25 protein-coding genes are annotated in these 25,309 nt (G+C 74.1%); 10 read left to right on the top strand and 15 right to left on the bottom strand.

All coding sequences use genetic code 11. The features are described from left to right. Positions 1 to 59: 59 nt before the first annotated feature. A complete protein-coding gene (locus tag O7619_RS01245; RefSeq protein ID WP_282285144.1) occupies positions 60 to 824 on the top strand; it encodes an enoyl-CoA hydratase/isomerase family protein in 765 nt (254 codons plus the stop codon). A 972-nt stretch (positions 825 to 1,796) separates the two neighbouring features. Here the strand turns inward: O7619_RS01245 and O7619_RS01240 are convergent. The 3 genes from O7619_RS01240 to O7619_RS01230 all read right to left on the bottom strand — a co-directional run bounded on the left by O7619_RS01240 (position 1,797) and on the right by O7619_RS01230 (position 4,833). Beyond that, the gene (locus O7619_RS01240) at positions 1,797 to 2,237 is read right to left on the bottom strand and encodes an HNH endonuclease (protein ID WP_282285143.1); all 441 of its coding nucleotides are present in this window, start codon (positions 2,235 to 2,237) and stop codon (positions 1,797 to 1,799) included. Positions 2,238 to 2,603: 366 nt separating this feature from the next. Further along, positions 2,604 to 4,136 (bottom strand): FAD-dependent oxidoreductase, encoded by a 1,533-nt coding sequence (locus tag O7619_RS01235; protein ID WP_282285141.1) that lies wholly within the window; start codon positions 4,134 to 4,136, stop codon positions 2,604 to 2,606. 217 nt (positions 4,137 to 4,353) lie between these two features. After that, a complete protein-coding gene (locus O7619_RS01230; protein ID WP_282285139.1) occupies positions 4,354 to 4,833 on the bottom strand; it encodes an MSMEG_6728 family protein in 480 nt (159 codons plus the stop codon). Between the two features lie 85 nt (positions 4,834 to 4,918). Between O7619_RS01230 and O7619_RS01225 the strand changes: the two genes are divergently transcribed. From O7619_RS01225 to O7619_RS01215, 3 genes are read left to right on the top strand one after another with little or no spacing between them, the layout of a single operon-like run. Further along, positions 4,919 to 6,691, top strand: a complete 1,773-nt coding sequence (locus tag O7619_RS01225; RefSeq protein ID WP_282285138.1) for an NAD-binding protein — start codon at positions 4,919 to 4,921, stop codon at positions 6,689 to 6,691. A gap of 35 nt (positions 6,692 to 6,726) precedes the next feature. Next, complete coding sequence (locus O7619_RS01220) at positions 6,727 to 7,200, top strand: hypothetical protein (protein ID WP_282285137.1); 474 nt, start codon at positions 6,727 to 6,729, stop codon at positions 7,198 to 7,200. After that, the gene (locus tag O7619_RS01215) at positions 7,197 to 7,550 is read left to right on the top strand and encodes a hypothetical protein (protein ID WP_282285136.1); all 354 of its coding nucleotides are present in this window, start codon (positions 7,197 to 7,199) and stop codon (positions 7,548 to 7,550) included. Before O7619_RS01220 ends, O7619_RS01215 begins: the two co-directional genes overlap by 4 nt. A 6-nt stretch (positions 7,551 to 7,556) precedes the next feature. Here the strand turns inward: O7619_RS01215 and O7619_RS01210 are convergent, their stop codons facing one another. Beyond that, on the bottom strand, positions 7,557 to 8,774 hold the full coding sequence (locus O7619_RS01210; protein WP_282285135.1) for an APC family permease: 1,218 nt from the start codon (positions 8,772 to 8,774) through the stop codon (positions 7,557 to 7,559). A gap of 81 nt (positions 8,775 to 8,855) precedes the next feature. After that, a complete protein-coding gene (locus O7619_RS01205) occupies positions 8,856 to 9,629 on the bottom strand; it encodes a phosphatase PAP2 family protein (RefSeq protein WP_282285134.1) in 774 nt (257 codons plus the stop codon). 103 nt (positions 9,630 to 9,732) lie between these two features. On the opposite strand from O7619_RS01205, the gene O7619_RS01200 reads away from it, so the two are divergent. Then, entirely contained in the window at positions 9,733 to 10,944 is a 1,212-nt protein-coding gene (locus O7619_RS01200; RefSeq protein WP_282285133.1) for a DUF4032 domain-containing protein, read from the top strand. Between the two features lie 10 nt (positions 10,945 to 10,954). Here the strand turns inward: O7619_RS01200 and nagA are convergent, their stop codons facing one another. The 3 genes from nagA to O7619_RS01185 are packed head-to-tail and all read right to left on the bottom strand — an operon-like array spanning position 10,955 to position 13,919. Next, positions 10,955 to 12,064 carry an N-acetylglucosamine-6-phosphate deacetylase gene (gene nagA / locus O7619_RS01195; RefSeq protein ID WP_282285132.1) on the bottom strand — a complete coding sequence of 370 codons (1,110 nt, stop codon included), beginning with the start codon at positions 12,062 to 12,064 and terminating at the stop codon, positions 10,955 to 10,957. Next, a complete protein-coding gene (locus O7619_RS01190; protein WP_282285131.1) occupies positions 12,064 to 12,993 on the bottom strand; it encodes an ROK family protein in 930 nt (309 codons plus the stop codon). Before O7619_RS01190 ends, nagA begins: the two co-directional genes overlap by 1 nt. Then, positions 12,990 to 13,919, bottom strand: coding sequence for a sugar isomerase (locus O7619_RS01185; RefSeq protein WP_282285130.1), 930 nt, complete (start codon positions 13,917 to 13,919; stop codon positions 12,990 to 12,992). The genes O7619_RS01190 and O7619_RS01185 overlap by 4 nt, the downstream gene beginning before the upstream one ends. 199 nt (positions 13,920 to 14,118) lie before the next feature. On the opposite strand from O7619_RS01185, the gene O7619_RS01180 reads away from it, so the two are divergent. From O7619_RS01180 to O7619_RS01165, 4 genes are all read left to right on the top strand, one after another. Beyond that, entirely contained in the window at positions 14,119 to 14,904 is a 786-nt protein-coding gene (locus O7619_RS01180; RefSeq protein WP_281586372.1) for a DeoR/GlpR family DNA-binding transcription regulator, read from the top strand. Positions 14,905 to 15,047: 143 nt separating this feature from the next. Next, positions 15,048 to 16,046 carry an ATP-binding cassette domain-containing protein gene (locus O7619_RS01175; protein ID WP_282285129.1) on the top strand — a complete coding sequence of 333 codons (999 nt, stop codon included), beginning with the start codon at positions 15,048 to 15,050 and terminating at the stop codon, positions 16,044 to 16,046. Continuing rightward, positions 16,043 to 17,056, top strand: a complete 1,014-nt coding sequence (locus O7619_RS01170; protein ID WP_282285128.1) for an ABC transporter permease subunit — start codon at positions 16,043 to 16,045, stop codon at positions 17,054 to 17,056. Before O7619_RS01175 ends, O7619_RS01170 begins: the two co-directional genes overlap by 4 nt. A 143-nt stretch (positions 17,057 to 17,199) precedes the next feature. After that, complete coding sequence (locus O7619_RS01165; protein WP_282285127.1) at positions 17,200 to 17,694, top strand: DUF3263 domain-containing protein; 495 nt, start codon at positions 17,200 to 17,202, stop codon at positions 17,692 to 17,694. 6 nt (positions 17,695 to 17,700) lie between these two features. Here O7619_RS01165 and O7619_RS01160 read toward each other — a convergent pair whose 3' ends face one another. Then, a complete protein-coding gene (locus tag O7619_RS01160; RefSeq protein ID WP_281586375.1) occupies positions 17,701 to 17,913 on the bottom strand; it encodes a hypothetical protein in 213 nt (70 codons plus the stop codon). Between the two features lie 250 nt (positions 17,914 to 18,163). Here O7619_RS01160 and O7619_RS01155 point away from each other — a divergent pair, with 250 nt between their 5' ends. Then, positions 18,164 to 18,673 (top strand): GNAT family N-acetyltransferase, encoded by a 510-nt coding sequence (locus O7619_RS01155; RefSeq protein ID WP_282285125.1) that lies wholly within the window; start codon positions 18,164 to 18,166, stop codon positions 18,671 to 18,673. 60 nt (positions 18,674 to 18,733) lie between these two features. Here O7619_RS01155 and O7619_RS01150 read toward each other — a convergent pair whose 3' ends face one another. The 6 genes from O7619_RS01150 to O7619_RS01125 are packed head-to-tail and all read right to left on the bottom strand — an operon-like array spanning position 18,734 to position 24,957. Then, positions 18,734 to 19,330, bottom strand: coding sequence for a hypothetical protein (locus tag O7619_RS01150; protein WP_282285124.1), 597 nt, complete (start codon positions 19,328 to 19,330; stop codon positions 18,734 to 18,736). Between the two features lie 44 nt (positions 19,331 to 19,374). After that, the gene (locus tag O7619_RS01145) at positions 19,375 to 20,136 is read right to left on the bottom strand and encodes an ATP/GTP-binding protein (RefSeq protein WP_282285123.1); all 762 of its coding nucleotides are present in this window, start codon (positions 20,134 to 20,136) and stop codon (positions 19,375 to 19,377) included. After that, the gene (locus tag O7619_RS01140; protein WP_282285122.1) at positions 20,114 to 20,566 is read right to left on the bottom strand and encodes a DUF742 domain-containing protein; all 453 of its coding nucleotides are present in this window, start codon (positions 20,564 to 20,566) and stop codon (positions 20,114 to 20,116) included. The genes O7619_RS01145 and O7619_RS01140 overlap by 23 nt, the downstream gene beginning before the upstream one ends. After that, a complete protein-coding gene (locus O7619_RS01135) occupies positions 20,563 to 21,027 on the bottom strand; it encodes a roadblock/LC7 domain-containing protein (protein ID WP_282285121.1) in 465 nt (154 codons plus the stop codon). Before O7619_RS01135 ends, O7619_RS01140 begins: the two co-directional genes overlap by 4 nt. Further along, the gene (locus O7619_RS01130) at positions 21,024 to 23,819 is read right to left on the bottom strand and encodes a nitrate- and nitrite sensing domain-containing protein (RefSeq protein ID WP_282285120.1); all 2,796 of its coding nucleotides are present in this window, start codon (positions 23,817 to 23,819) and stop codon (positions 21,024 to 21,026) included. The genes O7619_RS01135 and O7619_RS01130 overlap by 4 nt, the downstream gene beginning before the upstream one ends. Next, a complete protein-coding gene (locus O7619_RS01125) occupies positions 23,806 to 24,957 on the bottom strand; it encodes a hypothetical protein (RefSeq protein ID WP_282285118.1) in 1,152 nt (383 codons plus the stop codon). Before O7619_RS01125 ends, O7619_RS01130 begins: the two co-directional genes overlap by 14 nt. Between the last annotated feature and the right edge of the window lie 352 nt (positions 24,958 to 25,309).

The raw sequence follows: 25,309 nt of genomic DNA, 5'->3' as shown, positions 1-25,309 counted from the left end.
GGGGTCCGGCGACCACCCACGCGGGTGGTCGCCGGACCCCGCCCGTTACGGTCGGACCCATGTCCGACGCGGAGCTGACCGTCACCGTGACCGGCCCGGTGGCGACCGTGGTGATCCACAACCCGGCCCGCCGCAACGCCATGACCCCGGCCATGTGGCGCCAACTCCCGGTGCTGCTCGACGGCCTGGAGGCCGACCCGACGGTACGGGCGCTCGTGCTCACCGGCGCGGGCGGCACGTTCTGCGCCGGCGCCGACCTCGGTGACCTGGACGAGCTGCTGGCCGGTGACGGCAGCATCGCGGTGGCCGCCGAGGAACGGCTCGCCGCGTTCGGCCGCCCCACCGTGGCCGCGATCGAGGGCGCCTGCGTCGGCGGCGGCTGCCAGCTCGCCGTCGCCTGCGACCTGCGCCTCGCCGCGGCGGACGCCCGCTTCGGCGTACCCCCGGCCCGGCTCGGCCTGGTCTATCCCGCGCCGACCACGCGGCGGCTGGCCGGGCTGGTCGGGCCGTCCGCGGCCAAGCACCTGCTCTTCACCGGCGAGCTGATCGACGCCGAGCGGGCGGCGCGGATCGGCCTGGTCGACGAGGTGCTGCCGGCCGGCGCGCTGGCCGGCCGGGTGGCGGCGCTGACCGCCACGATCGCCGAGCGGTCCCGGCTCACCGTGACCGCCGCGAAGGAGATCGTCGACGGCCGCGCCGACGCCGACCGGATCGCCTGGTGGCACGCCCAGGTGCGGGACAGCGGCGAGGCCCGCGAGGGGGTGGCGGCGGTGAACGAGCGCCGCCAGCCGCGCTTCCGCTGGACCCCGCCGGCGGCTCGCTGACCGCCGTTTGACCGGCACCCGTCCGGGGGTACGACCTGAGCGTCGAACGGGGGCCACGAGGGACGGTCGACGCGACGAGGCACGTCTGATCCGGCGGCTGAGTCGATCATGAAGTTATCCTCACCCCGCCCGGCGTGTCGTGACGATAACTTCATGATCGCCCGGCTTGGGTCACGGGGAGGCGCAGTTTGGCACCGCGCTGGGTAAGGGCGGCGCCTTGGTCTGGGGAGGGGTTCCTGCCGGCGCAATCCGCTGACCCGGGTGCGGAACGCGAAGGGTTGGCGCTCTGGGCGGTTCCTCGGGTCGAGCGGGCGCCAGTTCGGGGGAGCGGCGGCATCCCGGGAACCGCTACCCCGCCACCTCGGCGAAGTGGAGTCGATCACTGGGTCCGACCGGCCGGCGGGCCTACTCGTCGTCGGCTGGTCGGGGCCGTCGGTGTTCGGCGATCCAGGCTTCGACATCGACGGCCAACCACACCTTCGTGGCGCGTAGCTCCTGGTACGCGGGGTGCCAGCCGAAGCTGACCCCGTCCGGAGGTGGACATGCAGCGCCATGCACCCGTCAAGCCGCTCTGGTTCTGTGCGGCCTGCGCCAACCCGTGGCCCTGCGGGCCGGCCCGGCTGGAGTTGGTTGCGCAGTACGCCGGCGAACCGAAATGGTTGGCCGTCGACATGGCCGAGCTGCTGCATGAGGCAATCGCCGACCTGACCCGGCTGAATGCCCAGCCGCCGGACGGCGTGGCGATGTACGGCAGGTTCCTGGGCTGGGTGCGGCACTTGGCCGTGAACCGGGCACGCAACGCCGGCCACTTCCGGAACGATCCCCGATCGCCGCGTACCGCACGCCCCTCGATCTTGGTACGAGAGCGCCCCGGGGGAGGGCGAATCCGTACCAAGATCGGGGGCGGGGGCCGGCGGGCGCCGCGCTGGAGGCGTACCCCCGGCACCGCCCCCTGTGCCCGCCGGCCGTCCGTCACCGCGCCAGCGCGACCCAGCTCGGCGTGGCCGGCTCCCGCCGAAGCGGCATGCCCGCCTCGGCCGGGGTCCGGTCGCCCTTGCGCTGGTTGCAGCCGTAGCAGGCGGCGGTGGTGTTCCCCCAGGTGTTCCGGCCACCGCGCGAGCGGGGCAGGACGTGGTCGATCGTGCCGGCCGGGCCGTCGCAGTAGGCGCACCGCCGACCGTCGCGCGCCAGCACCCCGGCGCGGGACCAGGCCGGGCCGGCGCGGAACCGCCAGCGCGTCACCACGTACCGGACGAGGCGGACCACCCGCGGCAGCGGAAAGACGCCGATCAGCCGATCCGGCTCGGCCTCGTGGATCTCGGCGACCCGGCGGCAGAGCATCCGGATCGCGTGCTCGACGGTGACCCGGTGCAGCGGGCCGAGGTCGGCGTTGATGACGAGGACGGCGTCCACCGGGCTCTCCCTTCCCGATCGGCGGTACGAAAAAGCCGCCCGGTCCACGGGGACCGGACGGCGCGACGGGTACGCGCGGGCGCGCGTCAGTCGCGCCTCCCGGACCATGGGCCGCCGGCGCCGGACAGCCACGACGGCATCGTGGTGGCGGATCGCAGCGACACGGACAGCTCCCGGAGCGTGGTTGACCTTGCGCGCTCACGGTAGATCGACGGTGGAAACGCGAGCAACGTATTTCGATCCACCGTCGGACGGTGGCTGCCGACCCGACCCGACCCGACCCGACCCGGCCCGACCCGGCCCTGCCCTTCCCGCTCGGCGGCGGTCAGCGGACGGTCGATCCGGGCGCCGCCGCCTACCGACGGATCATCGGGAACGGCCGGCCAGCAGACCACGCGGGCGGACCGAGCGGACCGGTTCGGCCGCCGCCCCCTCGGCCCGCAGGATGTGGTTCGCCGCGATGATCCCGGTGGCCGCCGAACGCTCCATCAACGCGCTCGGGAACCCGGTGCGGATCCCGTCCCCGGCCAGGTAGAGCCCCTCGGCGTCGGTGCGTACCCCGGGCCGGCCGGCGTGGCTGCCCGGGGTGAACGCCGGGGCCTGCGCCTCCACCCGGGCGCGCAGCTCGCGGACCCGCAGGTCGGCGACCTCCGGCCAGAGCACGGTCAGCTCCCGCAGCATCCGCGCGGCCAACTCGTCGGCCGGCACGTCCGGCTCGCAGGCGTACGCGTGCAGCTCCACCACCGAGCCGCCGGTGCGCTCCGCCCAGCGGCGCGGCTCCGCCTCCAGCCGGTGGTAGAGCGTCACCGAGTCCAGCGTGGGCTGCCGGGACACCCCGCTGAACACCGCCCGCTCCGGCCGGACGTCGCCGTCCATCCAGTAGCGCGCCACCGCGTACGGCGGGCCGGGCCGGCCGAACGCGGGCATCCGCCCCACCAGCTCGGGCGCCGCCGCGACCAGGCCGGGGGAGGCCGCGACCAGCGCGGCGAGCGCCGGCGGGTCGACCGCGAGCACCACGTGCCCGGCCGCCCAGGAGTCACCGTCCGCGCCGGTCACCCGCCAGCCGCCCGGGGTACGGTCCAGCCGCCCGGCCGGCGAGCCGGTGAGCACCCGGCCGCCGTGCTTCTCCACGTGCCGGGTCAGCGGCTCCCAGATCGCGGTCGCGTAGTCCTCGTCCGGGCAGTCGAACGCCAGGCCCTCCGGGTTGCCGAGCAGATAGAAGTGGAACTGGGCGATCATCTCGGCGGCCGACATCTCCGCCTCGTGGTTGAAGAACGAGTGCGAGAAGACCTCGAACAGCATCGCCCGCGCCCGGTCCGGCAGGCGCAACGAGGCGAGCAACTCGTCCGCGGTCCGCTCGTCGAACTCCGCGTAGGTGCGCACCGGGTCGTAGGCGAGCAACGGCAGCGCCGCGTCCCGGTCCATCGCACGGAGGTCGGCCAGGCGCACGCTCGGGCTGCGCAGCAGCAACGCCAGCAGGTTGGCCGGCGGGGCCGGCGGCAGCTTGCCGAACTCCTCCGTCGGCCACTGCGCGGACAGGATCGGATAGCCCGGGACCGGTTTGAGGAAACCCAACGTCGGGTCGGCCCGGCGCAGGATCGACCGCCAGTTCCAGTACTGCCGGAAGAACGCGTGAAACCCGTGCTCGTTGCGCTGCACACCGTCCGGCAGCGCCTCCGGCCAGGCCCCGAGCCGGCCGCCGAGGTGCGGCGCGGCCTCCAGCACGGTCACCGCCACCCCGCGTTCGGCCAGCACCACCGCCGCCGACAAGCCGGCGATGCCGCCGCCCACCACGAGCGCCGACGCCGGTCGCGGCACGCGGTCCGCGCCACCGCCGCCCGGGTCCACCACGTGCTCGCGTACGCCGATGAGCCGACCAACCCGCTGCGACAGCCCCACGCCCCACCCTCCGCTCCCCAGTCCCCCCAGTCTGCCTCAGGTGTAAGGAGGGGCCCCTTGTTAACGCATACGGATGTGCCGGGGCCCCCGCTTAACAGGTGCGGCGCCTGCGCGTCGGGCGCGGCGCCCGCCCGGCGCGTGCGGTGCCCCGCGCCGGCTGCGGGTGTTAAGCGGGGCCCCTTCCTCTACCGAATGCGTTAAGCGGGGCCCCCGCCTTTCACGGCAGGCAGTGGCGGGGGCGGTCGGAGGGGGGCCATACGTACTCCAGGTTCAGGGGGGTGTCGGGGAAGAGGGGGGTGTAGTGGGTGGGGTCCTTGCGCAGCAGGGACGAACGGTGGCTGCGATGCAGGTCGTCGCGGCCCAGCCAGGGCGGTAGGTCACCGGTGACGGCCAGCTCGTCCTGGGTCCGGATCGTCGTGACGCCGCAGGCCGCGGCGAGGTCGGTGGCGAGCGTGGCGGCGCAGGTGTCGGCCCGGCCCGGTTCGCACCACACCGCGCACATGTCCAGCCCGTAGCGGGTCAGCGCCTCCTCGTACCCGGCCCACATCTTCACCGCGGGATGGTTGCGCCACCCGTAGTCCGGCCGGGTCAGCCCGCGCAGCACCTGGATGGCCTCCACGCGCTGCTTGCCCAGCCGCTTCTGGTCCAGCGTCCGGGCGCTGGCCAGGAAGTCCGGATAGGGCAGGAACGTCTGCATGGCGCTGCTCTACCCGCGCCCGGCCGCGACATGCGTTCAAGATCGGGGGCTGCGTCGGCCGCGAGCGGCTGACTACGATCCGGGCATGGCCGAGCCCCTGCGCGACCGCGCGCGTCGTGCGACCGGGTGGCGGTTCCGGCCGAACGGCGACGAGCGGCCCCACTACGTGGTCTGCGGCTCCGACCCGCTCGCCTACTGGGTGGTGCGGGCGCTGCTCGCCACCGATCCGACCGCCGGTCAGGTCCGGGTCACGCTGGTGGTGCCGGAACGCCGCCGCTCCGACGGCCCGGACGGGCGGGACGTGCCGGGGGTCCGCGTGGTGACGGCGGACCGGCTCGACGAGGCCACGTTCCGGCGGGCCGGGCTGGTCGACGCGGACGGGCTGGCCCTGCTGCACCAGGACGACGTGGGCAACATGCACGCCGCCCTCTGCGCCCAGGCGGTCGAGCCCCGGCTGCGCCTGGTGGTGCGGATGTACAACACCAACCTGGCCGACGGGCTGCGTCAGCTCTTCCCCGATTCGGCGGTCATCTCCGACGCCTCGATGGCCGCTCCCGCCTTCGTCGCCGCCGCGCTCGGCGAGTTGGCGCCGACCCACTTCCGGCACGCCGGTCGCACGCTCTACGTGGCCCGTCGTGCCGACGTACGCCCGCAGGACGTGGTCTGCGGCCTGGCCGTCACGACCGACCCGGAGCTGGTCCGGGTGCTGCCCGCCGACGAGGCCGCGGCCGACGTGGTGCTGGCCGAGGCGACCGGCCGGCCGGCGGGCGCCGAGCTGGCCGCCCGTCGGCTGGTGCGGGCCCGGCGGCGCCGCCAGCCGGTGGCGGTGGTGCTCCGGGCGGCCCGCAGCTTCGCCACCCGCAAGATCGGCATAGCGGTGCTGGTGCTGCTGGGGGTGATCGCGGTGCTCGGCTGGTTGAACGCCCGGGCGGCCGGCGTCACCTGGGGCGAGGCGCTCTACCTCACTCTGGTCACCACGCTCAGCGGGCAGGATCCGGACGTCAACAAGCCGGCCGCCGCCCAGGTGATGCAGGTGGTGCTCAACCTGGCCGGGCTGGCGTTGATCCCGCTGATCACCGCCGCCGTGGTCGACGGCATCGTCAACGCCCGGCTGGCCCTGCACTCCGGCCGGATCCAACCCGACCGATCCGGGCACGTGGTGGTGGTCGGGCTGGGCAACATCGGCACCCGGGTGATGGCCCAACTGCACGACTTCGGCGTCGAGGTGGTGGCGATCGACAAGAACCCCGACGCGCGGGGCGCCGCGTTGGCGCACCGGCTGGGGGTGCCGGTGATCGTCGCCGACGCCGGCCTGGAGGAGACGCTCCGCTCCGCCTCGGTCGACACCAGCCAGGCGCTCGTGGTGGTTTCCACCGACGACGGGGCGAACCTGCGCGCCGCGCTCATCGCCCGTTCCCTCGACCCGGACCTGCGGGTGGTGCTGCGGTTGTTCGACGGCGACTTCGCCGAGCGGATCCAGCAGGCGTTCGGGATCGGCATCTCGCGCAGCGTGTCCTACCTGGCCGCGCCGTCGTTCGCGGCGGCTCTGCTGGACCGCGCGGTGATTGCCACCATCCCGGTCGACCGGCACGCGCTGCTGGTCACCGAGGTGCCGGTGGTGGCCGACTCGCCGCTTGACGGTCGTCCGCTCGGCGCGGTCGCCCGTCCGGGCGAGGTGCGCCTGCTCGCGCACACCCGCACCGGGCAGAAGGCCGACTGGTCGGTCGACCCGCGCGTGGTGTTGCGCGCCGGCGACCGGTTGACCGTGGTGGCCCGGCGGGCCGGGCTGACCGCCCTGCTGCGGGAGACCACCCCCGGACCGCCCGCCGCGCCGTTTCCCCGCCAATCCGATGAGTAACCCACCGGCGCCAGTTCCAAGGTAGTGTGGAAGTCATGGGTGCGGTCTATGAAGAGCTTCCGTTCAGCGAATTCCTCCACCATCCGGCCGCCACGGCGGACCGGCTGGAAAAGGTGCGCGCCCTGCGGTTGCGCCGTCGGGGTGCCGGTGACCTGGCATTGACCCGCGCCGACCAGTTGGAACGGGACGCGGTCGTCGTCGATTTCACCGCCCGACTACTGGCCGGCATGGTTCGTACCGGGCCGTTGGCGGCCGTCCGTCGAGTATTGGGCGAGGCCCTGCCCTGGGTCGCCTTCCTGCCCGACGAGGACGTCGACCAGTTGCTAGCTGAGCTGACCACGGTCGCGCAGGGTGCCGCCTCGCTGGAGAATCTGTCGCCCGTCGCGGTCCTGCTGACCCAGTGGCGGCACACTGCCGAGGTGCACGCCGATCCCGTCCTGCTCGAGCACGTCGGCCGGGAGCCCAGCGGAGACTTCGGTCCGGTGCCCGCGCCGGACGCGCAGCCGTGAGCCCGAAACGGGGCGATCGGGCGGCGCCGCCGGCCGTCGGGGGCGAGTACGAACTGCGCTTCGCCGACTCGGCCGCTGCAGAGGGCTGGGAGCATCTGGTCCGGCAGGTGCCGACGAACCTGCGCCGGGCGTTCGAAGCGCTGCGAGCGGACCCGCGATCGATGGCGAACCCCGACCGTCATCACCGACTCAAGGGCTTGTTGGCGACCAGCCACTGGAAGGGTCAAGCCCTGGAACGCTGGCAGTACGAGGTGACCGGCGGCGGCCGGATCTGGTATCTGATCGACGACGAGCGCCGCACGTTGTGGCTCACCTATGCGGGCACCGGCCATCCACGCGCGACCGAGTGAGCAGGGTCAGGTCGCGCGGGCGGTGTGGCGGACGGCGTACCAGGCGGTGCCGAGGGCGAGCACGCCGCAGCCGGCGAGCACGCTTGGCAGCGGCAGGCTGACCGCGAGTACCAGGCAACCGACCAGCCCCGACGCGGCGAGCAGCGACGGGCCGAGCGTCAACGCCGAGGCGTTGGTGATCGCGTAGTAGACGAGCACGGTGAAACTGGAGAAGCCGATCGCGCCCCGGACGTCGGCCAGCGCCACCACCACGATCACCACGGCGGCCACGGCCAGCTCGGCGCGGTGCGGCACCCGGTGGCGCGGGTGCACGGCGGCCAGCGCGCCCGGCAGGTCCCGGTGTCGGGCCATCGCCAGCGTGGTGCGCCCGACGCCGGCGAGCAGGGAGAGCAGCACCCCGGTCACCGCGACGGCGGCCCCGGCCCGCACCAGTAAGGCCAGTCCGGGCCGGCCGGCCGCGGTCACCACGTCGACGAGCGGGGCCGTCGAGGCGGCGAGCCGGCCGGAGCCGAGCACGCCGAGCGCGACCACGGCAAGCGTCAGGTAGATCGCCAGCACCGCGCCGAGCGCCAGCGGCACCGCGCGTCCGATGGTGCGCTGCGGGTCGCGGACCTCCTCGCCGAGCGTGGCGATCCGCGCGTAGCCGGCGAAGGCGAAGAAGAGCAGGCCGGCGGCGGTGAGTACGCCGTGCGTCCCGACGTCGGCGAGACCGGTGAGCCGGTCGGCCGCGACGTGCGGCGCGCCGGTCACCGCCACCACGACCAGCACGGTGAGCACCACCGCGACGAGCACCCGGGTGGCGGTCGCGGTCTTGCCGATGCCGCGCAGGTTCACCGCGGTCACCGCCACCACCACGAGGACCGCGACGAGCCGCGCCCGCCCCGGCCACAGGTAGGCCCCGATGGTCAGCGCCATCGCCGCGCAGCTCGCCGTCTTGCCGACCACGAACCCCCACCCGGCGACGAAACCGGCGAACGGGTGCAGCCGTTCCCGGCCGTAGACGTAGGTGCCGCCGGACTCCGGGTAGCGGGCGGCGAGCCGCGCCGAGCTGGTGGCGTTGCAGAACGCGATGAAGCCGGCCAGCGCGAGCGCAACCAGCAGGCCGGCGCCGCCGGCCGCCGCCGCGGCCGGGGCGAAGACCACGAAGACGCCCGCGCCGAGCATCGAGCCCAGACCGATGACGACCGCATCGGGTACGCCGAGTCGCCGCGCCAGCCGTTCCACAGAGGCAGCCTAGGGGCTCGGGGTGAACGGCCGGTGCCGCCCTGCGGCCGGCGGGGCGGCGCCCGGCCGGTCGGCCGCTGTTCAGTCCGGGACGGACCGGACCACCGGCCGCGCCCACTCGCCGAGCCGCCGGGGCAGCGGCAGGTCGTCCCAGGGCACCCGGCGCAGCAGCCGGTCCAGCAGCAGGCCGAGCAGCAACCCGGCGATCGAGTCGGTGAGCCAGTGCCAGCCAAGGTAGACGGTGGTGCAGAAGACGATCGCCGGGGGCGCCACCCGGATCACGGTGACCAGCCGGGGCGGGACGACCCGGCCGACCGTACGCAGCAGCGGGGCCAGCAGCAGGGCGAGCACGCCGTACCAGACGATCGCGTTGGCCACGTGCCCGGACGGGTACGACTGCGCGAAGCGCACCGGCAGTTCGTGCTGGAACAGCGGCAGCGTCTGCTCGGGTGGCAGGAACGGCTCCTTCACGCTGGCGCTCGGCGCCGGTCGGGCGGTCCACACCTTCAGCGGACCGATCGTGAAGAACGTCAGCACGAACGCGGCCACCGGCGGCAGGACCGCCCGCACCGAGCGCAGCCGCAGCGCCAGCAGCACGCCCAGCCCGGCCGCCAGCAGCGTCAGCGGGGTGCCCTGGCCGAGCAGGTTGAACGCCATCGCGACCCAGCGGGCGGCGGTCGGCCGGTGCGCGGCGGACCAGTCGGCGACGGCCGCGTCGAGCCCGAACAGGTGCCCTGCGGCAAGTGTCACGGTCAGCGCCACGAGTGCGGCGAGCAGCAGCCCGTCGCACCACCACCCGGCCGGCCGGACGGGCCGCAGCCGCAGGTCGCGGCGTACCCCTGAGGTCTGACGCACGCGCACACGCTACCGGCCGCCGACGGCGGCCGGGGCGGCGGCGGTTGTGTGCCGAGCCACGAAGGGAGGCGTTCTGCGGCGGTCACCGGTCACACTGGTGGCCGTGCGGATCACTTCGGCCCTCGTCGACCCGGCGCTGCTCGACCTTCCCTGGTCGACTCCGCTGGCCGAGTGGCCTGCCGAGCACCTGGTGGCGCTACCCCAGGGCATCTCCCGGCACATCGTCCGGTTCGTCCGGCTCGGCGGCTTCGTCTACGCGGTGAAGGAGACCGGGGAGCGGGTCGCCGAGCGCGAGTACGACCTGCTGCGGGCGCTGGAGCGGATCGACTTCCCGTCGGTCGAGGCGATCGCGATCGTGGCCGACCGGCAGACCGACGACGGCGAGCCGCTGGACCCGGTGCTGATCACCCGCCACCTTCAGTTCTCCCTGCCCTACCGCGCGCTGTTCTCCAACACGCTGCGCCCGGAGACGATGAACCGGCTGCTGGACGCGCTGGCCGCACTGATCGTCCGGATGCACCTGACCGGTTTCTTCTGGGGCGACTGCTCGCTGTCGAACACGCTGTTCCGGCGGGACGCGGGCGCGTTCGCCGCCTACCTGGTGGACGCCGAGACCGGGGCGTTGCACCCGTCGCTCTCCAACGGCCAGCGCGGCGAGGACCTGGAGATCGCCCGGGTGAACATCTTCGGCGAGGCGCTCGACCTCCAGGCCGCCGGCCTGCTGCACGAGTCGATCGACCCGGAGGTGGTCTGCGAGGAGGTGGTGCGCCGCTACGAGCAGCTCTGGCACGAGATCACCTACGAGCAGCAGGTCGAGCGCGCTGCCCGGCACGACATCGAGACCCGCATCCGCCGCCTCAACGAGCTGGGCTTCGACGTGGCCGAGGTGGCGCTGTCGACCGTCGACAACGGGCGTTACCTGGTGCGGCCCAAGGTGGTCGACGCCGGCTACCACACCCGGCGGCTGCTGCGGCTGACCGGTCTGGACGCCGAGGAGAACCAGGCCCGCAAGCTCCTCAACGACCTGGACGCCTACCGGGTGGAGAGCGACCTGACCGACGAGCAGCAGGCGGCGCACCGCTGGCTCACCGAGGTGTTCGAGCCGGTGGTCCGGGCGGTGCCGGCGCACCTGCGCCGCAAGCTGGAGCCGCAGGAGCTGTTCGCCCAGATCATCGAGCACAAGTGGCTGCTCTCCGAGCAGGCCGGCCGGGACGTGGGGATGCGCCGGGCGGTGCACTCCTATCTGGCGGACGTCCTGGTGCACCGCCCGGACGAGCAGGCCGTGCTCGGCGTCGACGTCCCCGCCGCCGGCTGACCCGCCCGGCTCACTCCACCCACTCGCCGGCGCGCATCACCCGGACCACGTTCAGGTCGTCGTCGAGCACCACCAGATCGGCGCGCAGGCCGGTCTGGAGCGCGCCCACCCGGTCGCCGAGGCCGAGCGCGCGGGCCGGGGTGGTGGCGGCCATCCGGGCGGCGTCGGGCAGCGCGACGCCCGCGCCGACCGCGTGTCGCAGCGCGGCGTCCATGGTGAGCGTGCTGCCGGCGATCGCCCCGCCGCGGCTGAGCCGGGCCTCGCCACCGGCCACGGTGACCGCCTGGCCGCCCAGCTCGTACTCGCCGTCGGGCATGCCGGCGGCGGCCATCGCGTCGGTGACCAGGGCGGCCCGGTCCGGCCCGGCGACCGAGGTGGCGAAACCGAGCATGCCGTCGTGCAGGTGCACACCGTCGGCGACCAGCTCGCACACCACGTTCGGGGCCTCTAGCAGCGCCACCACCGGACCGGGCTCGCGGTGGTGCAGCGGGCGCATCCCGTTGAACAGGTGGGTGCCGACGCTCGCCCCGGCGGCCACCGCCGCGCGGGTCTGCTCCCAGGTGGCGTCGGTGTGCCCGACGGCCGCCACCACACCGTTCGCCACCAGCAGCTCGATCGCGGCGGTGGCGCCCGCCCGCTCGGGGGCGAGCGTGACCATCCGGACCGCGCCGCCGCCCAGCTCGATCAGCTCGGTCAGCTCGTCGGTGGACGGGTCGCGCAGGAACTCCGGATTCTGCGCGCCGCAGCGGTCGGCGGACAGGTAGGGGCCCTCGAAGTGCAGGCCGGCGAGCACGCCCGACTCGACGAGTGGCCGGAACGCGGCGGTGGCGTCCCGCATCAGCGCGAACGGGGCGCTGACCAGGCTGGCCAGCAGCGTGGTGGTGCCGTGGCCGAGGTGGAACGCGGCGGCCTGCCGGGCGGAGGACGGGTCGCCGGTGGTGAACGTGTGCCCGCCACCGCCGTGGGTGTGCATGTCCACGAAGCCGGGCAGGATCCAGTGTCCGTCGCGCACCGACGGGTAGTCGGCGACCGCGCTGATCCGGCCGTCCCGGATCTCCACGCAGCCCTGCCGGATGACGCCGGTCGGGGTCACCACCTTGCCGGTCACGCGCCGGGTCATCAGCTCTCCTTCGCCAGGGTGTCCAGGGCCAGTAAAGCGGCGCCGAGGCAACCGGCCTCGTCGCCGAGGGCGGCCACGACCAGGCGCGGCTCGCGGTGGAACGTCAGCCGCTCGCGCAGCGCGTCGCGCAGCGGATCGAACAGTCGGGGACCGGCCTGGGCCAGCCCGCCGCCGATCACCACGGTAGCCACGTCGTACAGCGCCTGCCCGGTGGCGAGCCCGTCGGCGAGCGCCTCGACCGCCTCCCGCCAGATCTCACCGGCGAGCTGCTCGCCGCCGGCCGCCCGGTCGGCCACCTCGGCGGCGGTCGCCGGCGTCCCGGCCAGCTCCGTGTAGCGGCGGCCGATCGCCGAGGCCGAGGCCACCGCCTCCAGGCACCCGGCCCGGCCGCAGCCGCAGCGCGGGCCGCCGGGGCGTACCAGAATGTGTCCGATCTCCCCGGCGGCGCCGTGCGCGCCGCCGGCGGCCGACCCGTCGACCACGTGCGCGGCGGCGATGCCGGTGCCGATCGCGACGAAGAGCACGTGGCCGGCGTCCCGGCCGGCGCCGAGCCGGGCCTCGGCCAGGCCACCCACCCGCACGTCGTGACCGAGCGCCGCGGGCAGGCGCAGGCGCGCCCCCGCCAGGTCCCGCAGCGGTACGTCCCGGAAGCCCACGTTCGCCGACCAGACCGCCACCCCGCGGGCCTCGTCGACCACCCCGGGCACGGCGATGCCGCAGGCCACCGGCGTGAAACCGCCGGCGCGGGCGGTGGTGGCCAGGCCCTCGGCCACGTCGAGGACCGTCCCGACCACGGCGTCCGGCCCGCGCTGGGCGTCGGTGGCGTGCCGTTCGGTGTGCACGGTCGTGCCGTCCGGCCGGACCAGGGCGCACTTCATCCCGGTGCCGCCCACGTCCAGCGCGACGACGACCTCGTCGCCCGACCTCACGCCAGGACCACGGACCGGGTCAGGTGGCGGGGCGCGTCGGGGTCGAGGCCGCGGCTGGTGGCCAGCGCGACCGCGAAGCGCTGGGCGAGGATCAGGTCGGCCATCGGGTCGACCGGGGTACGGCCGGCCGCCCAGCTCGTCAGCACGGTGCGGCAGCCGTGCGTGCGGCTGTGCACGAACGCCGCGCCGGTGGCCGCCACGTCCTCGGCGAGCCCGTCCGGGATCCCGCCCAACGCCCAGACCAGCCGGCCCGGCGCGGCGATCGAGATGGGACCGTGCCGGTAGTCCATGGCCGGGTACGCCTCGGCCCAGAACGTGGCCGCCTCGCGGCACTTCAACGCGGCCTCCTGGGCCAGCCCGACGGTCCAGCCGCGACCGAGGAACGTGACCTGCTCGATGCGGGCCGGGTCGATCGGCAGCGGGGCCCGGACGGCCACCTCGGCGTCGGCGGCCAGCCGGCCGAGGTCCTCGCCGAGGTGGGCGCGGAGCAGGGCCAGCGCGGTGGTGGCGAAGCGGGTCTGCACGACGGAGCGCTCGTCGGCGAAAGGCAGCGCGACCGTGGCGTCGGCCAGGGCGACGGCGGGCGAGGCCGGGTCGCCCACCAGGACCGTGGTGGGGATCTGCCCGCGCAGCGCGGCGAGCAGGTCGAGCACCTCGGTGGTGGTGCCGGAGCGGGTGATCGCGATGAGCCGGTCGTAGCGGCGGCCGGTGGGGAACTCGCTGGCCTGGAAGGCGTCGGTCTCGCCCTGGCCGGCGGTCTCGCGCAGTCCGGCGTACGCCTCCGCCATGAACCACGACGTGCCGCAACCGACCACGGCGACCCGCTCACCGGGGCGCGGCAGGCGCTCGGCGACCGTCGGCGCGAGCCGGGCCGCCTCCCGCCAGCAGTCGGGTTGGCTCGCGATCTCCGCGTGCACGTACGCCATCACCACTCCTCGCCACGGGAGACCTTGCGCAATACGGCGCGATCCGGCCTTCTTTCGCGCGTCATTCTGCGCGAAGTGAGGTGGGCGTCGCAACCGTCTCCCCGTTCGCGCAGCACGGGGTTTTGCGCAGACCCAGTTTCGCGCACTACTGTGCACGCAACCGATCACCGTACGTGCACAGTCAGGGGAGGCCCCCGCGGTGGACCGCTACGCGCGTTGGAACGCGCTGCTCGAGATGCTGACCGACAGCGGCCGGGTCAGCGTCGAGGAGGCGGCCGAGCGGCTCGAGGTCTCCCAGGCGACCATCCGGCGGGACTTCGACCAGCTCGCCCAGCAACAGATGATCACGCGGACCCGGGGCGGCGCGGTCGCCAACGGCGTCTCCTACGATCTGCCGCTGCGTTACAAGACCGCCAAGCACTCGGCGGAGAAGCAGCGGATCGGCGCCGCCGCCGCCGCGCTCGTGTCCCCGGGCACGGTGGTCGGCCTGAACGGCGGCACCACGAGCACCGAGGTGGCCCGCGCCCTGGCGGTCCGCCCGGACCTCAACACCAGCGCCGAGGGCGCCCAGCTCACCGTGGTCACCAACGCGCTGAACATCGCCAACGAGCTGCTGGTGCGCTCGCGGATGAAGGTGGTGGTGGCCGGCGGCGTGGTCCGGCCGAAGTCGTTCGAGCTGGTCGGGCCGTTGGGTGGGGCGTTGCTGCGTGAGGTCACGCTGGATGTCGCGCTGCTCGGCGTGGACGCGATCGACCCGCAGCTCGGCGCCGCCGCGCACCACGAGGGCGAGGCGGCCATGAACAGCCTCATGGTGGCCCGGGCCAAGCGGGTCGTGGTCATCGCCGACTCGTCCAAGCTGGGTGGGCACGCATTCGCCCGGATCTGCTCGGTGGACCGGGTGGAGACGCTCGTGACCGACTCCGGAGCGTCACCGAGCCTGGTGCAGGCGTTCCGCGAGGCCGGCCTGCACGTCGTCTGCGCCTGAGGTGTAAGGAGGGGGCCCCGCTTAACGCCTCCGGTATAGGCGGGGCCCCCGCTTAACACGCCGACGTTGCATACCGGGTATTGCCTTCGCGTGCATACCGCGTATGGTGTCGCTGTCGCCTAACTTATCGGGGGAGGTCAGCTGTGTCGGCTGTCCTGGAGATCGAGGGTCTCCGTAAGACGTACCGGAGCCGGAAACGCGGGGTCCGCCACGCGCTCGACGGCTTCGACATGCGGGTCGAGGCCGGCCAGGTGCACGGCTTCCTCGGCCCGAACGGTTCGGGCAAGACCACCACGCTGCGTACGCTGCTCGGGCTGATCCGGCCCAACGGCGGCCGGATGGCCATCCTCGGCCAGGAGCTGCCGCGGGCGCTGCCGGCGGTCGCCGGGCAGGTCGGCGCCATCGTGGAGAGCCCGCAGTTCTTCCCGCACTTCTCCGCGCGGGACACGCTCGGCCTGCTCGCCCAGGCCGGCGAGCTGCCGAAGCAGCGGGTCGACGAGGTGCTGGAACTGGTCGGGCTGCGCGACCGGGCCGGGGAGCGGGTGAAGACCTACTCGCTCGGCATGAAGCAGCGGCTCGCCGTCGCCTCCGCGCTGCTCAAGGAGCCCAAGCTGCTGATCCTGGACGAGCCGGCCAACGGCCTCGACCCGGGCGGCATCCGGGAGATGCGCCGGCTGATGCGCGACCTGGCCGCATCCGGCATGACCGTGGTGCTCTCCAGCCACATCCTGGGCGAGATCCAGCTCATCTGCGACTCGGTCACCATCATCTCGCTCGGCCGGCGGGTCGCGTTCGGGCCGGTCGAGCAGGTGCTCGCGGCGCACTCCCAGGGCTCCGTGCGGGTACGCCTGGAGGCGGTCACCGACCTGCCCCAGGCCGTGGAGACGCTCACCCGCTCCGGGATCCGCGTCGCCAGCGAGCCCGACCACCTGATGCTGTCCGGCGTGGACAAGCCGGCGGTGGTCAGCCGGCTCCTCGCCGAGCAGGGCCTCTATGTCAGCGAGCTCACCCCGGTCGCGGTCGACCTGGAGAGCGTCTTCCTCGAACTGACCGCCACCGCGCCGGTCCCCGGCCAGCACCGTCAGGTCGATCAGTCCGCCAAGGTCGACCAGACCGGCACCGCAGGAGGTTGGGGCGCATGAGCCTGTTCGTCACCGAGCTGCGCCGGCTCGCCAAGCGCCGGCTCACCCGGCTGCTGCTCGTCCTGCTGGTGCTCGGGCTCGCCACCGTGGCCACCGCGTTCAGCTTCTCCAGCCACAAGCTCTCGCCGCAGACGGTGGCCGCCGCGCAGGCCGAGTCCGACCGCCAGTACCGGCAGTCGCTCCAGGACTGGCAGCGCACCGTGACCGAGTGCGAGGCCGCCCAGGCCCGCGGCGAGCAGACCGAGGACCGGTACGGCCCGAACTGCGGCAAGGACTACCAGCCGCAGCCGGAGATGTTCGACCCGAAGTGGAACCTGCCCTACCAGTTCGACTTCCGGGCCGAGTTCCCCACGTTCATCGCCGTCTTCGCCGGTGCGGTGGCGCTCTTCGCGTTCATCGTCGGCGCCTCCTTCGTGGGCGCCGAGTGGAACACCGGCGGAATGATGAACCTGCTGCTGTGGCGACCGAAACGGCTCGCCGTGCTCGGCACCAAGCTGGCCGCGCTGCTCACCACCGTGTTCGGGCTGAGCGTCGTGCTCGGCGCGTTGTGGACGGCGGCGTTCTGGCTGATCGGCACGTCCCGCGGCACCACCGCGAAGATGACCGCCGGGGTGTGGCGCTCGATCGGGCTGGACGGCCTGCGGGCGGTGACGTTGGTGCTCGTCGTCGCCGCGGTCGCCTTCGCGCTCGCCTCGCTGGGCCGGCACACCGCGATGGCGCTCGGGGCGGCGGTGGCGCTCTTCGCGGTCAGCGAGATCGGCATCCGGATCGCGGTCGGCGTGTTGTCGGTGCCGTTCGGCGACCGCTACGTGCTCTCCACGTACGCCCAGTCGTGGTTCTTGAAGCAGGCTGAGCTGTTCGACTACGACACCTGTCAGTTCGCCAAGGGCGCCTGCGAGCCGGCCCGGTACGTGGTGACCTGGCAGCAGTCGGCGGTGGTGTTCGGCGTCGGCGCCGCGGCGGCCCTGGTCGGCGCGTTCTGGACGATGCGCCGGCGGGACATCTCCTGACCCGCTGTCCGCGCCGCCGTCATCAGGCGACGGCGGCGCGGACCGTGCGGGGCGATGCGGCCGAGGGCGGCCCTGGTTACGCTGGGGTTCCCCTCGGCCGGCGCGTCTCCCGCGCCGGTCATTCTTCGTCGGAGAGGAGCGCCATGTCCGCCGACGCCCCGGACCGGACCGCCCGGGAGCGGCCCGACCCGTCCGGACCGACTGCGGGTACGCGCCGGAGGGCCGTCCCCCCGCCGCGTACCCCGTCCGAGCCTGCCGGTGGGACCCCGGTCGAGCCCGACGATGAGACCCCGGTCGAGGCCGGCGATGAGACCCGGGTCGAGGATGCCGGTGGCATGCCGCCCGGAGCCGGTGGGGTGGACGCCGCCGGCGACGACGCGGCCGGACCCGCTGAGGCGGACGCCGCCGGCGGGCTGACCGAGCGGGAGCGGCGGATCCTCACCTTCGAGTCCCGGTGGTGGAAACACGCCGGTGCCAAGGAGCAGGCCATCCGGGACACGTTCGGCCTGTCCGCGACCCGCTACTACCAACTGCTCAACGCGCTGCTGGACCACCCGGCCGCGCTGGCCGCCGAGCCGCTGCTGATCGGCCGGCTGCGTCGGCTGCGCTCGTCGCGGGCCCGTAACCGGCGGCGTTGACGGGTCTCACTTCTCGTAGGTGCGCAGCCCGTTGCCGATGGCGAAGAAGGTCGGCGCCCACTCGCCGATGAAGATGCCCCAACGGTCCGCCCGTGCCATGCCGGCACGCTCCAGGCTCTTGGAGAGAAACCAACTGGTGAACGAGAGCCCGATGCTGACGAAACCGGCGAGGTAGGCGTGCTCCGCGCGGATTCCCGACTCGTGCAACCGCTCCAACATGTCGACCCCCCTGTCGTGGTCCGTCCAACCCGAAGCTACCGACTGACCCGTGCCGGTGACGCAGAGTTGTCAGAATGCGTCGGGGTTCCTTCCGACGTGAGCGCCCTCACCCGGGAACGGACCGGTCGGATGACAACGCAGCGTGAGCCGGAACGCCCCGGGGGTACGACCGGTCGCCCCGCTCCGCCGTACCGGCAATGAGTGCTCAAAGGGGTGGACGCGCGCCGGAGAGGCCGGCAGACTCCGGCTCGTGACGGGTGCGGTACGGCTGGAGCCGGTGGACGAGCGGAACATGGAGCCGTTGCTCTCCGTAGCGGCGGCCGAGGCGGAACCGGAGGATGTCATGCCTCCGGTGGACGCCCCGGCCGGCTGGTCGCTGGCCCGCCGGGACGCCTTCCGCGACTTCCACCGGGCCAGCTTCGGCGGCCTGGACGGTCCGACGCGCACCCTGATGTTCGCGATCGTGTCCGGTGGTGAGGTGGTCGGCATGGTGCGGATGACCCGCCGGGACGAGCCGGGGACGGTGGAGACCGGGATGTGGCTCGGCCGGTCGGCGCGAGGCCGGGGCCTGGGCGCCGCCGCGCTGCGGGAGTTGCTGCACGCCGCCGCGGCGGCCGGTATGCACACGGTCGTGGCCGACACGACGCCGGACAACGCCGGGGCGATCTCCGTACTTCGTCGATGCGGCGCCGAACTGCGTGAAGAGGGCGGGAAGACGCACGCCCGAATGTGTCTGGACTCCGCCCTGCCGACCCGCTGACGATCCCCGTCATTCGTGCCGGGAGGAGCGGGACGCGCGTGGGGGTGGCGACGGCTCTCGTCAGTGGGGGTCGAGGTTCTCCAGCAGCGACGGGTCGCGCCGGATCATCTCGGCGAGCCGGGCGGCCGGGTCGGTCCCGACCGGGTCGTGGCCGGGGTCGACCACCGTCTTCACCGACATCGGCCAGGCCGGCGGCGGCTTCGGCGCGGGCACCGGACCCACCGTGACCGTCGGTCCGGCCCAGGAGACCCGTAGCGGGTACGCCTGGTTGCCCCGCTCCACCCGGACCGTCACGGCGAGCCCCGGGTGATCGGCGACGACCCGCCGGAGCGCCTCGGCGACCTCCTCGACCGGATCCCGCCGGGGCGGCGGTGGCGTCTCCCCGCCGCGCAGCCGGTACGCGCCGTGCCCGGCCCGAGGGTCGACCGGCCCGACCGGGTCCGGGCCGGCGACGCCGGGCCCGATGAGGTCCGGCCCGCTGACGTCCGGGCCGGCGAGGTCCGGCCCGCCGACGTGGGACCCGGAGAGGTCGGACCCGGTGAGGGTCAGGCCGCGGTCGGCCCCCTCGTCCGGCTCGCCGGGCAGCGGGGCCCGGCGGCGCTGCGCCTCCTCGCGCCGGGCCAGCCGGGCCAGTGTCTCGTCCAGATCACCTCTCATCGCGTCCACCCCTTCGATGACCACGGACCGAACCGACGGATGGTTCAGCGTTCCCGGGACCGGGTCGCCCGGTCAAGCGCCCGGTCCAGGACGACAAGCAGGGCGTCCCGTACGGAGAGCCGGTCCCGGGCGTCGAACTGCACAAGCGGCACGTGCTCGGCGATCGCCAGCGCCCAGCGGATGGACGGCAGGTCCAGGGCCAACCGCCCGTCGAAGGCGTTGACGCCCACGGCGAACGGCAGCCCGGCCCGTTCGAAGAAGTCGATCGCCGGATAGCAGTCGTCGAGCCGGGCGCTGTCCACCACCACAAGCGCGCCGAGCGCACCCCGGGCCAGGTCGTCCCACATGAAACCGAACCGGGCCTGACCGGGCGTGCCGAAGAGGTAGAGCTTCAGGCTGCGGTCGATGGTCACGGAGCCGAAGTCCATGGCGACCGTGGTGGTGGTCTTGCCGGCCACCCCGCCCGGATCGTCGACACCGATGCCGGCGGTGGTCATCTCCGCCTCGGTGGTCAGCGGAGCGATCTCGGAGATCGCGCCGACCGTGGTGGTCTTGCCGACCCCGAAGCCACCGGCGATGAGGATCTTCACCGGGATCGGCGGGCGGGGCGAGGGTACCCGGCTGACGATCGGGGCCGGTTCCCCGGGTGGTCCCGGCGGCCGGTAGGGCAGTGGTGGTCCGGCCGGTGGGGGCGGTGTGGCCCGGCCGATCAGCGGGGCGGGATTGCCGTAGCGGGCGGGGGCGCTGTTCGCGGCGGGCCCGCCCTGGGCGGACGCCCGCCAGTCAGGAGATCGCACGAAGTCCATCAATCACTCGCAGGATGAGGTCGGGATCGAGGGCGTCGTCGCCGTCCGCGACGTGCACGTCGAGGTGGCCGGCGGCGCGCAGGTCACCGACCAGCACCCGGGTCACCCCGAACTGCATCCGGGTCCGGGCGGAGATCTCGGCCACCGACACCGGCTCGACGCAGATCGCGACGATCGTGGCCAGTTCCGGGGCCAGCCGGGCGGTCACCGCCCACGACATGCTGCCGGGTCGGGCGGTCACCTGGGTCTCCAGGCTGATCGCCGGGTCACCGTCCACCCGGCCGGCGGTGAGCACGAACGGTCGTAGGCCGGACGGCTCCCCGTCGTCGGCGTCGGTGCTCGACGTCGACCGGGTGGACGCACGCAGGAAGGGGCGGACCCGGACGCCGGGTTCCGGCTCCGGATCCTCGTCGGCGACCCCCGGGATCATTGCTGAACGGCATTCTTCAGCTCGGCGATCAGGCGGGGGCTCAGAGCGCCGCCGGCACGGCCGGCGAAGAGCGTCATCTCGTACGCCACGGTGCCCAGGTTGGCGGTCCGGTCGGCGACCACGCCGAGGACCGAGCCGCTGCTGATCGCGCTGATCAGCAGGTAGCCCTCGGCCATGTCGACGATGACCCGGTTGAGCCCGCCCAGCGCGTACCAACTGGCGGCGCCGCCGGCGAGGCTGGTCATGCCGGAGACCACGGCGGCGAGCCGCTCCGCGTTGGACCGGTCCTTGATCGCGGACATGGCCATCAGGAGTCCGTCCGAGGAGACCGCGATCGCCTCCACCACCCCCGCCGTGCTGGAGGTGAACGAGTCGAGCAGCCAGTTGAAGGTGCGCGCCTCGGGGCTGAGGTCGCCGTTAATGCTCTGTTCGACGTTGTCGTGCAGGAACGGGCTGGTCACCGTGATGGATCCTCTTCATAGCGTGGGTGGTGGGGGCTCACTTCGCGAAGAGCACGGGCGACGCCCGCCTCGAACTCGGTGATGAGGTTTCGGACCTCGACGGGGTCGCCGGGGTCGGAGCTGGCCGGGGGCGCGGGCGCCACCGCCGAGACGGACAGGTTCGCCCCGGGTATCCGCCGGCTGAGCCGGGGTCGCTCCGGCGTCGATTCGGCCGGCGTGACGTCGTCCTCGGCCCGGCGTACCCCGTCCTGGAACGCCTCCACCAGGGCGCGGACCGTGGCCGGGTCGTCCGGGATGCCGATCAGCGGCCCGATCGCCGGCCCGGCCGGCGCGGGTGGCGCGGGTGGCGGGCCGGCCGGGAGGTTCGCGCCGGGCACCCGTTTCCGGATCGGTCGGGTCCCGGGCGGCCCGGCCGGACCCGGCACGCTCGACGGCCGCGCGGTGGACGGCCGGACGGTGGACGGCCGTTCGCCCGGCGGGAATCCGGCGGGCGGCGTCGCCTGGTGGGCCGGGCCGGCGGGCGGCGCGACGGCGGGGCCGGTCGTCGGCCCGGCGGCCGGGGGAGCGGCCGGTGTCGGGCCGACGACCGGTGTCGGCGGAGTGGTGCTCGCGGGGAGCGCGGCCGGGCCGGGGGGCAGTGTGGTGGGTGGCACGGCCGCGGGCGGCCAGGCGGGCGGCGGGCCGCCGGCGGGGAGGCGGAGGTCCTCCCCCGGCGGTGCGGCGGCGACCGGGCCGGCCCCGTCCAGATCGGCCGGCTCGCCGAAGGCGTTCCACGAGTCGCCGCTGGCGATGCTGCGGGTGGCCCGGCTCAGCAGCTCCGCGTCGAAGCCGACCGGGTCGGCGGGCGTCGGCAGGACGCCGACCGCGCGACCCGTGTGAGCGGGTTCCGGACGCCGCTCGCCGGCCGGGACGGCGGCCCGGGCCACGGTCGCGTCGGCCGGCTCCGGCCGGCGGACCACGAGCGAGGCGGCCGGGATCTCCACGCCGGCGGTGACACCGCCGCCGGGCGTCGCCGCGAGCCGGACGTTCCAGCCGTGCCGGCGGGCCAACCGGCCCACCACGAAGAGCCCCAACACCTCGGTCGGGGCGAGGTCGAGGCGTTCCCGCCGGGTGAGCCGGGCGTTCTCCTCGACGAGCCGTTCCTCGGTGAGGCCGATGCCGTGGTCCACCACGAGCAGCCGGGCACCCACACCGGTCAGCTCGCCGGAGACCACCACCCGGGTGTGCGGGGGTGAGAAGGCGGTCGCGTTCTCCATCAGCTCGGCCAGCGCCAGCACCAGATCGCCGACGATCGCGGGGGCCGCCGAGACACCGGGCGGGACCTGCACGTCGACCCGGGTGTAGTCCTCGATCTCGCCCAGCGCGAGCCGGACCACGTCGGCCAGCGGGACCGGCGCCACGTGACCGTCCGAGCCGGTGGCGCCGGAGAGCACCACCAGGCTGCCCGCGTTGCGGCGCAGCCGGCTGGAGATGTGGTCCAGCCGGTAGAGGTGCTCCAGCCGGCCCGGGTCGGCCTCCTGCCGTTCCAGCCGGTCGATGAGCGCGATCTGGCGGCCGACCAGGTTCTGCGTACGCCGGCCGACGTGGCCGAACATCTGCGCCACGTTGCGCCGGCCGGCCACCTGCCGCTCGACCAGCCGGGCGGCGGTGTGCTGCACCCGGTCGAACGCGCGGGCCAGGTCGCCGATCTCGTCCCGGGCGTCGACGTCCACCGGGTCGAGGCGCACCGGCGGCACCGACTCGGTCTCGTCGTCGGCGACCCGGGTCAGCTCCGCCTCGGCGACCCGGGCGACGCGCTCGGCGGACGTGGTGAGCCGGCTCAGCGGCCGGGACACGGTCCGGGCCACGGTCATGCTCAGCAGCACCACCAGGAGAAGGATCACGGCCGCCGCCCCGGCGACCAGCCAGGCCGTGGTCAGCGCCTTCCGCTCCTCGGTGCCGGTCTCCGCGATCACGTCCGCGATGACCTTCTTCTCCACGAACTGGCCCAGTGTGATCATCGAGCGGACCGAGGGGAAGAGCGTGTCCAGCGGCACCCGGGCGATCGAGAGGACCGGGTCCTGCACGCTGTCCCGGAGGAAGGTCCGGTTGGTCCGGGCGGCCACCGCCGCGTCGTCAAGCAGCGCGAGCTGTAGCTGCTCCGGCGTGATCAGTTTGCGGAACCGCTGGTTGTCCACGTTGAGCGTCGCGACGCAGGCGATGTAGGAGGCGGACACCGTCGGGTCACCGTTCGCGCGGACCAGCACGATCTGGGTGGCGCACGAGCTCAGCGACTCGTCGGTGCGCAGCAGCGCGTCGAGCGCGAGCACCTGCCGCCCGGCCGACGTGTCGGTGTCCACCCGGAACGGCAGCCGGAGCGACTCGATCAGCGCGAGGTCGACCCGGGAGAAGGTGTTCAGGATCTGCGCCGGGATGGCCCGACCGTCGAGCGTCGCGGTGCGGACGTCGGCGAGCTGACGTACCCCCTCGATGGCCTCGCTGACCGGTGCCGGCAGCGGTTCGGCGCGCAGGTCGGCGACCCGGTCGTCGACGGTGGCGGACTTCTGGATCAGCTCGGTACGGGTGACCCGACCGAGCAGCAGCCCGATCGAGAGCAGGCGCTCCTGCTGGAGGTCCTGCACCAGGCTGCCGATCCGGCTGGCGACGCGGACGGTCTCGGCGGTGTCGGCGGCCCGCTGCGCGGCGGCCACCCGGTCGACCACCACCGGCACGGCCAGCCCGACCATGCTGAGCAGCGGGATGATCACCAGCAGGGCGAGCTTGCCCCGGATCCGCAGCCTAGTGAGCAGCATCGAAGGGCCTCCACCGCTCGGCCTCGGGGGCCGCACCGACCCGGACGGGTAGGCGGTCGGCGTCCCGGGCGGGGACCGGCGGGTCCGGGCGGACCGCCGGGGGCGGCGCGGTCTCGACGTGCGGCGGGCGCGTGTCGGCGGGCCGGCGCCGGAGCAGCGTCACGGCCAGCCCCACCAGCAGCGCCGCCGCCACCCCGGCCGCGACCCGGGCCAGCAGCCGGTCCCGGTCGAGTGCGTCCAGCCGCTCCTTCAGCAGGGTGTCGAGCTGGTCGAGGATGACCGTGCGGAGCTGCTTGGCGGCGGCCTGGGCACTGATCCCGGCGGCGCTGAGCTGCTGCGGGTTCGGCGCGGCCCGCCCGCCGCCCGCCGCGGTGAACGCTTCGAGGGACCGCTGGTAGGTGTCCAACGGGGTGAGCACGTTGGCACCCAGGTCGGTGCTCTCCGAGCTGTCCACCGCCGCGCGGAGGTCGGCGACCAGGTCGTTGGCCGGGCCGAACGCGGCCACCCGGAGTTCGGCCAGCTCGATGCCGGTCTGCGTGCGCTGGGCGGCGGGTCGCGTGCCGGCCAGCCGGACCAGGTCGGCGAGCCGGCCGGCGAGCACCGTCGCGGCGGGCAGGTCCCCGCCGATGCTGTCCTGGAGGAAGAACGAGTCCGGCTGCGGGTCGCGGATCAGGCCGGAGCTTTCCCGCACCTTCAGGTAGAGGGCGAGCAGCAGGTCGGTGGCCTCGCCGTAGGCCTGGTACGCGGCCTCCGGGTCGGTGAGCTCGCGGGCCGGCATCCCGTCCAGCTTCGCCCGCAGCCCGGCCCAGCGGTCGTGGCTGCGCAGCTCGTCGCCGACGGCGTCGTCCACGCTCGCCACCTCTTCGATGGCGGCGTTGAGCGCGGCGCGGGAGGCCGGCGCCTGGGCGACGGCCGTGGACTGGACCTCCACCAGCGAGTCGGTGAGCGGCCCGAGGGCACGCAGGTAGCGGACGCCGAGCCGTTCCCGGGTGGCCAGGTCGTGGTCGTCCGCGGTGTTCCCCTCGGCCAGCGCGAAGAGCAGGCCGAGCGGGGCGACCAGCACCAGCGCCAGCAGCAGGGGCAGGACGCGGCCCGGCACGGAGGGCCGGCGACGGACCCGCGGCGCGGGAGCGGTCATGGTGTGTCTCCTCCGGCGACGGCGACGGCGGGGCGATCGGTGCCGCGGGAGGTCGCCGTGAGCAGTCCCGTGCACCGGACCGGAAAATTAGTCGAACCGGGCGTGGCTGGAACCGTGGTCACGGAGTCGGCTTGACGTCAGTTCGTCCTGGGGTGACCGATAGTGAATTATGGCCACACGCAGCGTCGGATCGGGCCGCCGAGACGTGGCATCGACGATGATTTGCAACCGTAGATGTGAATTCACGGGATGCGAATACATCCCGCTGGGATGCTCTGGACCTGCTGCGGACGACGGCCGGTACGCACCGAACGGCGCAGGCGAATGGACGTACGGCGGATCTCAGGGAACG

The sequence above is a fragment of the Micromonospora sp. WMMD998 genome (genome assembly GCF_029581235.1).
In the GTDB taxonomy this organism is placed as follows: domain Bacteria; phylum Actinomycetota; class Actinomycetes; order Mycobacteriales; family Micromonosporaceae; genus Micromonospora.
The sequence above is the reverse complement of the archived record's forward strand: the minus strand, read 5'-3'. Positions and strand labels throughout refer to the sequence as shown.

Bases quoted from the DNA above. Each gene is read 5' to 3' on its own strand.
- O7619_RS01245 (WP_282285144.1), top strand. From the start codon at position 60: ATGTCCGACGCGGAGCTGACCGTCACCGTGACCGGCCCGGTGGCGACC.
- O7619_RS01230 (WP_282285139.1), bottom strand. From the start codon at position 4,833: ATGCAGACGTTCCTGCCCTATCCGGACTTCCTGGCCAGCGCCCGGACG.
- O7619_RS01225 (WP_282285138.1), top strand. From the start codon at position 4,919: ATGGCCGAGCCCCTGCGCGACCGCGCGCGTCGTGCGACCGGGTGGCGG.
- O7619_RS01220 (WP_282285137.1), top strand. From the start codon at position 6,727: ATGGGTGCGGTCTATGAAGAGCTTCCGTTCAGCGAATTCCTCCACCAT.
- nagA (WP_282285132.1), bottom strand. From the start codon at position 12,064: ATGACCCGGCGCGTGACCGGCAAGGTGGTGACCCCGACCGGCGTCATC.
- O7619_RS01185 (WP_282285130.1), bottom strand. From the start codon at position 13,919: ATGGCGTACGTGCACGCGGAGATCGCGAGCCAACCCGACTGCTGGCGG.
- O7619_RS01170 (WP_282285128.1), top strand. From the start codon at position 16,043: ATGAGCCTGTTCGTCACCGAGCTGCGCCGGCTCGCCAAGCGCCGGCTC.
- O7619_RS01165 (WP_282285127.1), top strand. From the start codon at position 17,200: ATGTCCGCCGACGCCCCGGACCGGACCGCCCGGGAGCGGCCCGACCCG.
- O7619_RS01160 (WP_281586375.1), bottom strand. From the start codon at position 17,913: ATGTTGGAGCGGTTGCACGAGTCGGGAATCCGCGCGGAGCACGCCTAC.
- O7619_RS01150 (WP_282285124.1), bottom strand. From the start codon at position 19,330: ATGAGAGGTGATCTGGACGAGACACTGGCCCGGCTGGCCCGGCGCGAG.
- O7619_RS01145 (WP_282285123.1), bottom strand. From the start codon at position 20,136: ATGGACTTCGTGCGATCTCCTGACTGGCGGGCGTCCGCCCAGGGCGGG.
- O7619_RS01140 (WP_282285122.1), bottom strand. From the start codon at position 20,566: ATGATCCCGGGGGTCGCCGACGAGGATCCGGAGCCGGAACCCGGCGTC.
- O7619_RS01130 (WP_282285120.1), bottom strand. From the start codon at position 23,819: ATGCTGCTCACTAGGCTGCGGATCCGGGGCAAGCTCGCCCTGCTGGTG.
- O7619_RS01125 (WP_282285118.1), bottom strand. From the start codon at position 24,957: ATGACCGCTCCCGCGCCGCGGGTCCGTCGCCGGCCCTCCGTGCCGGGC.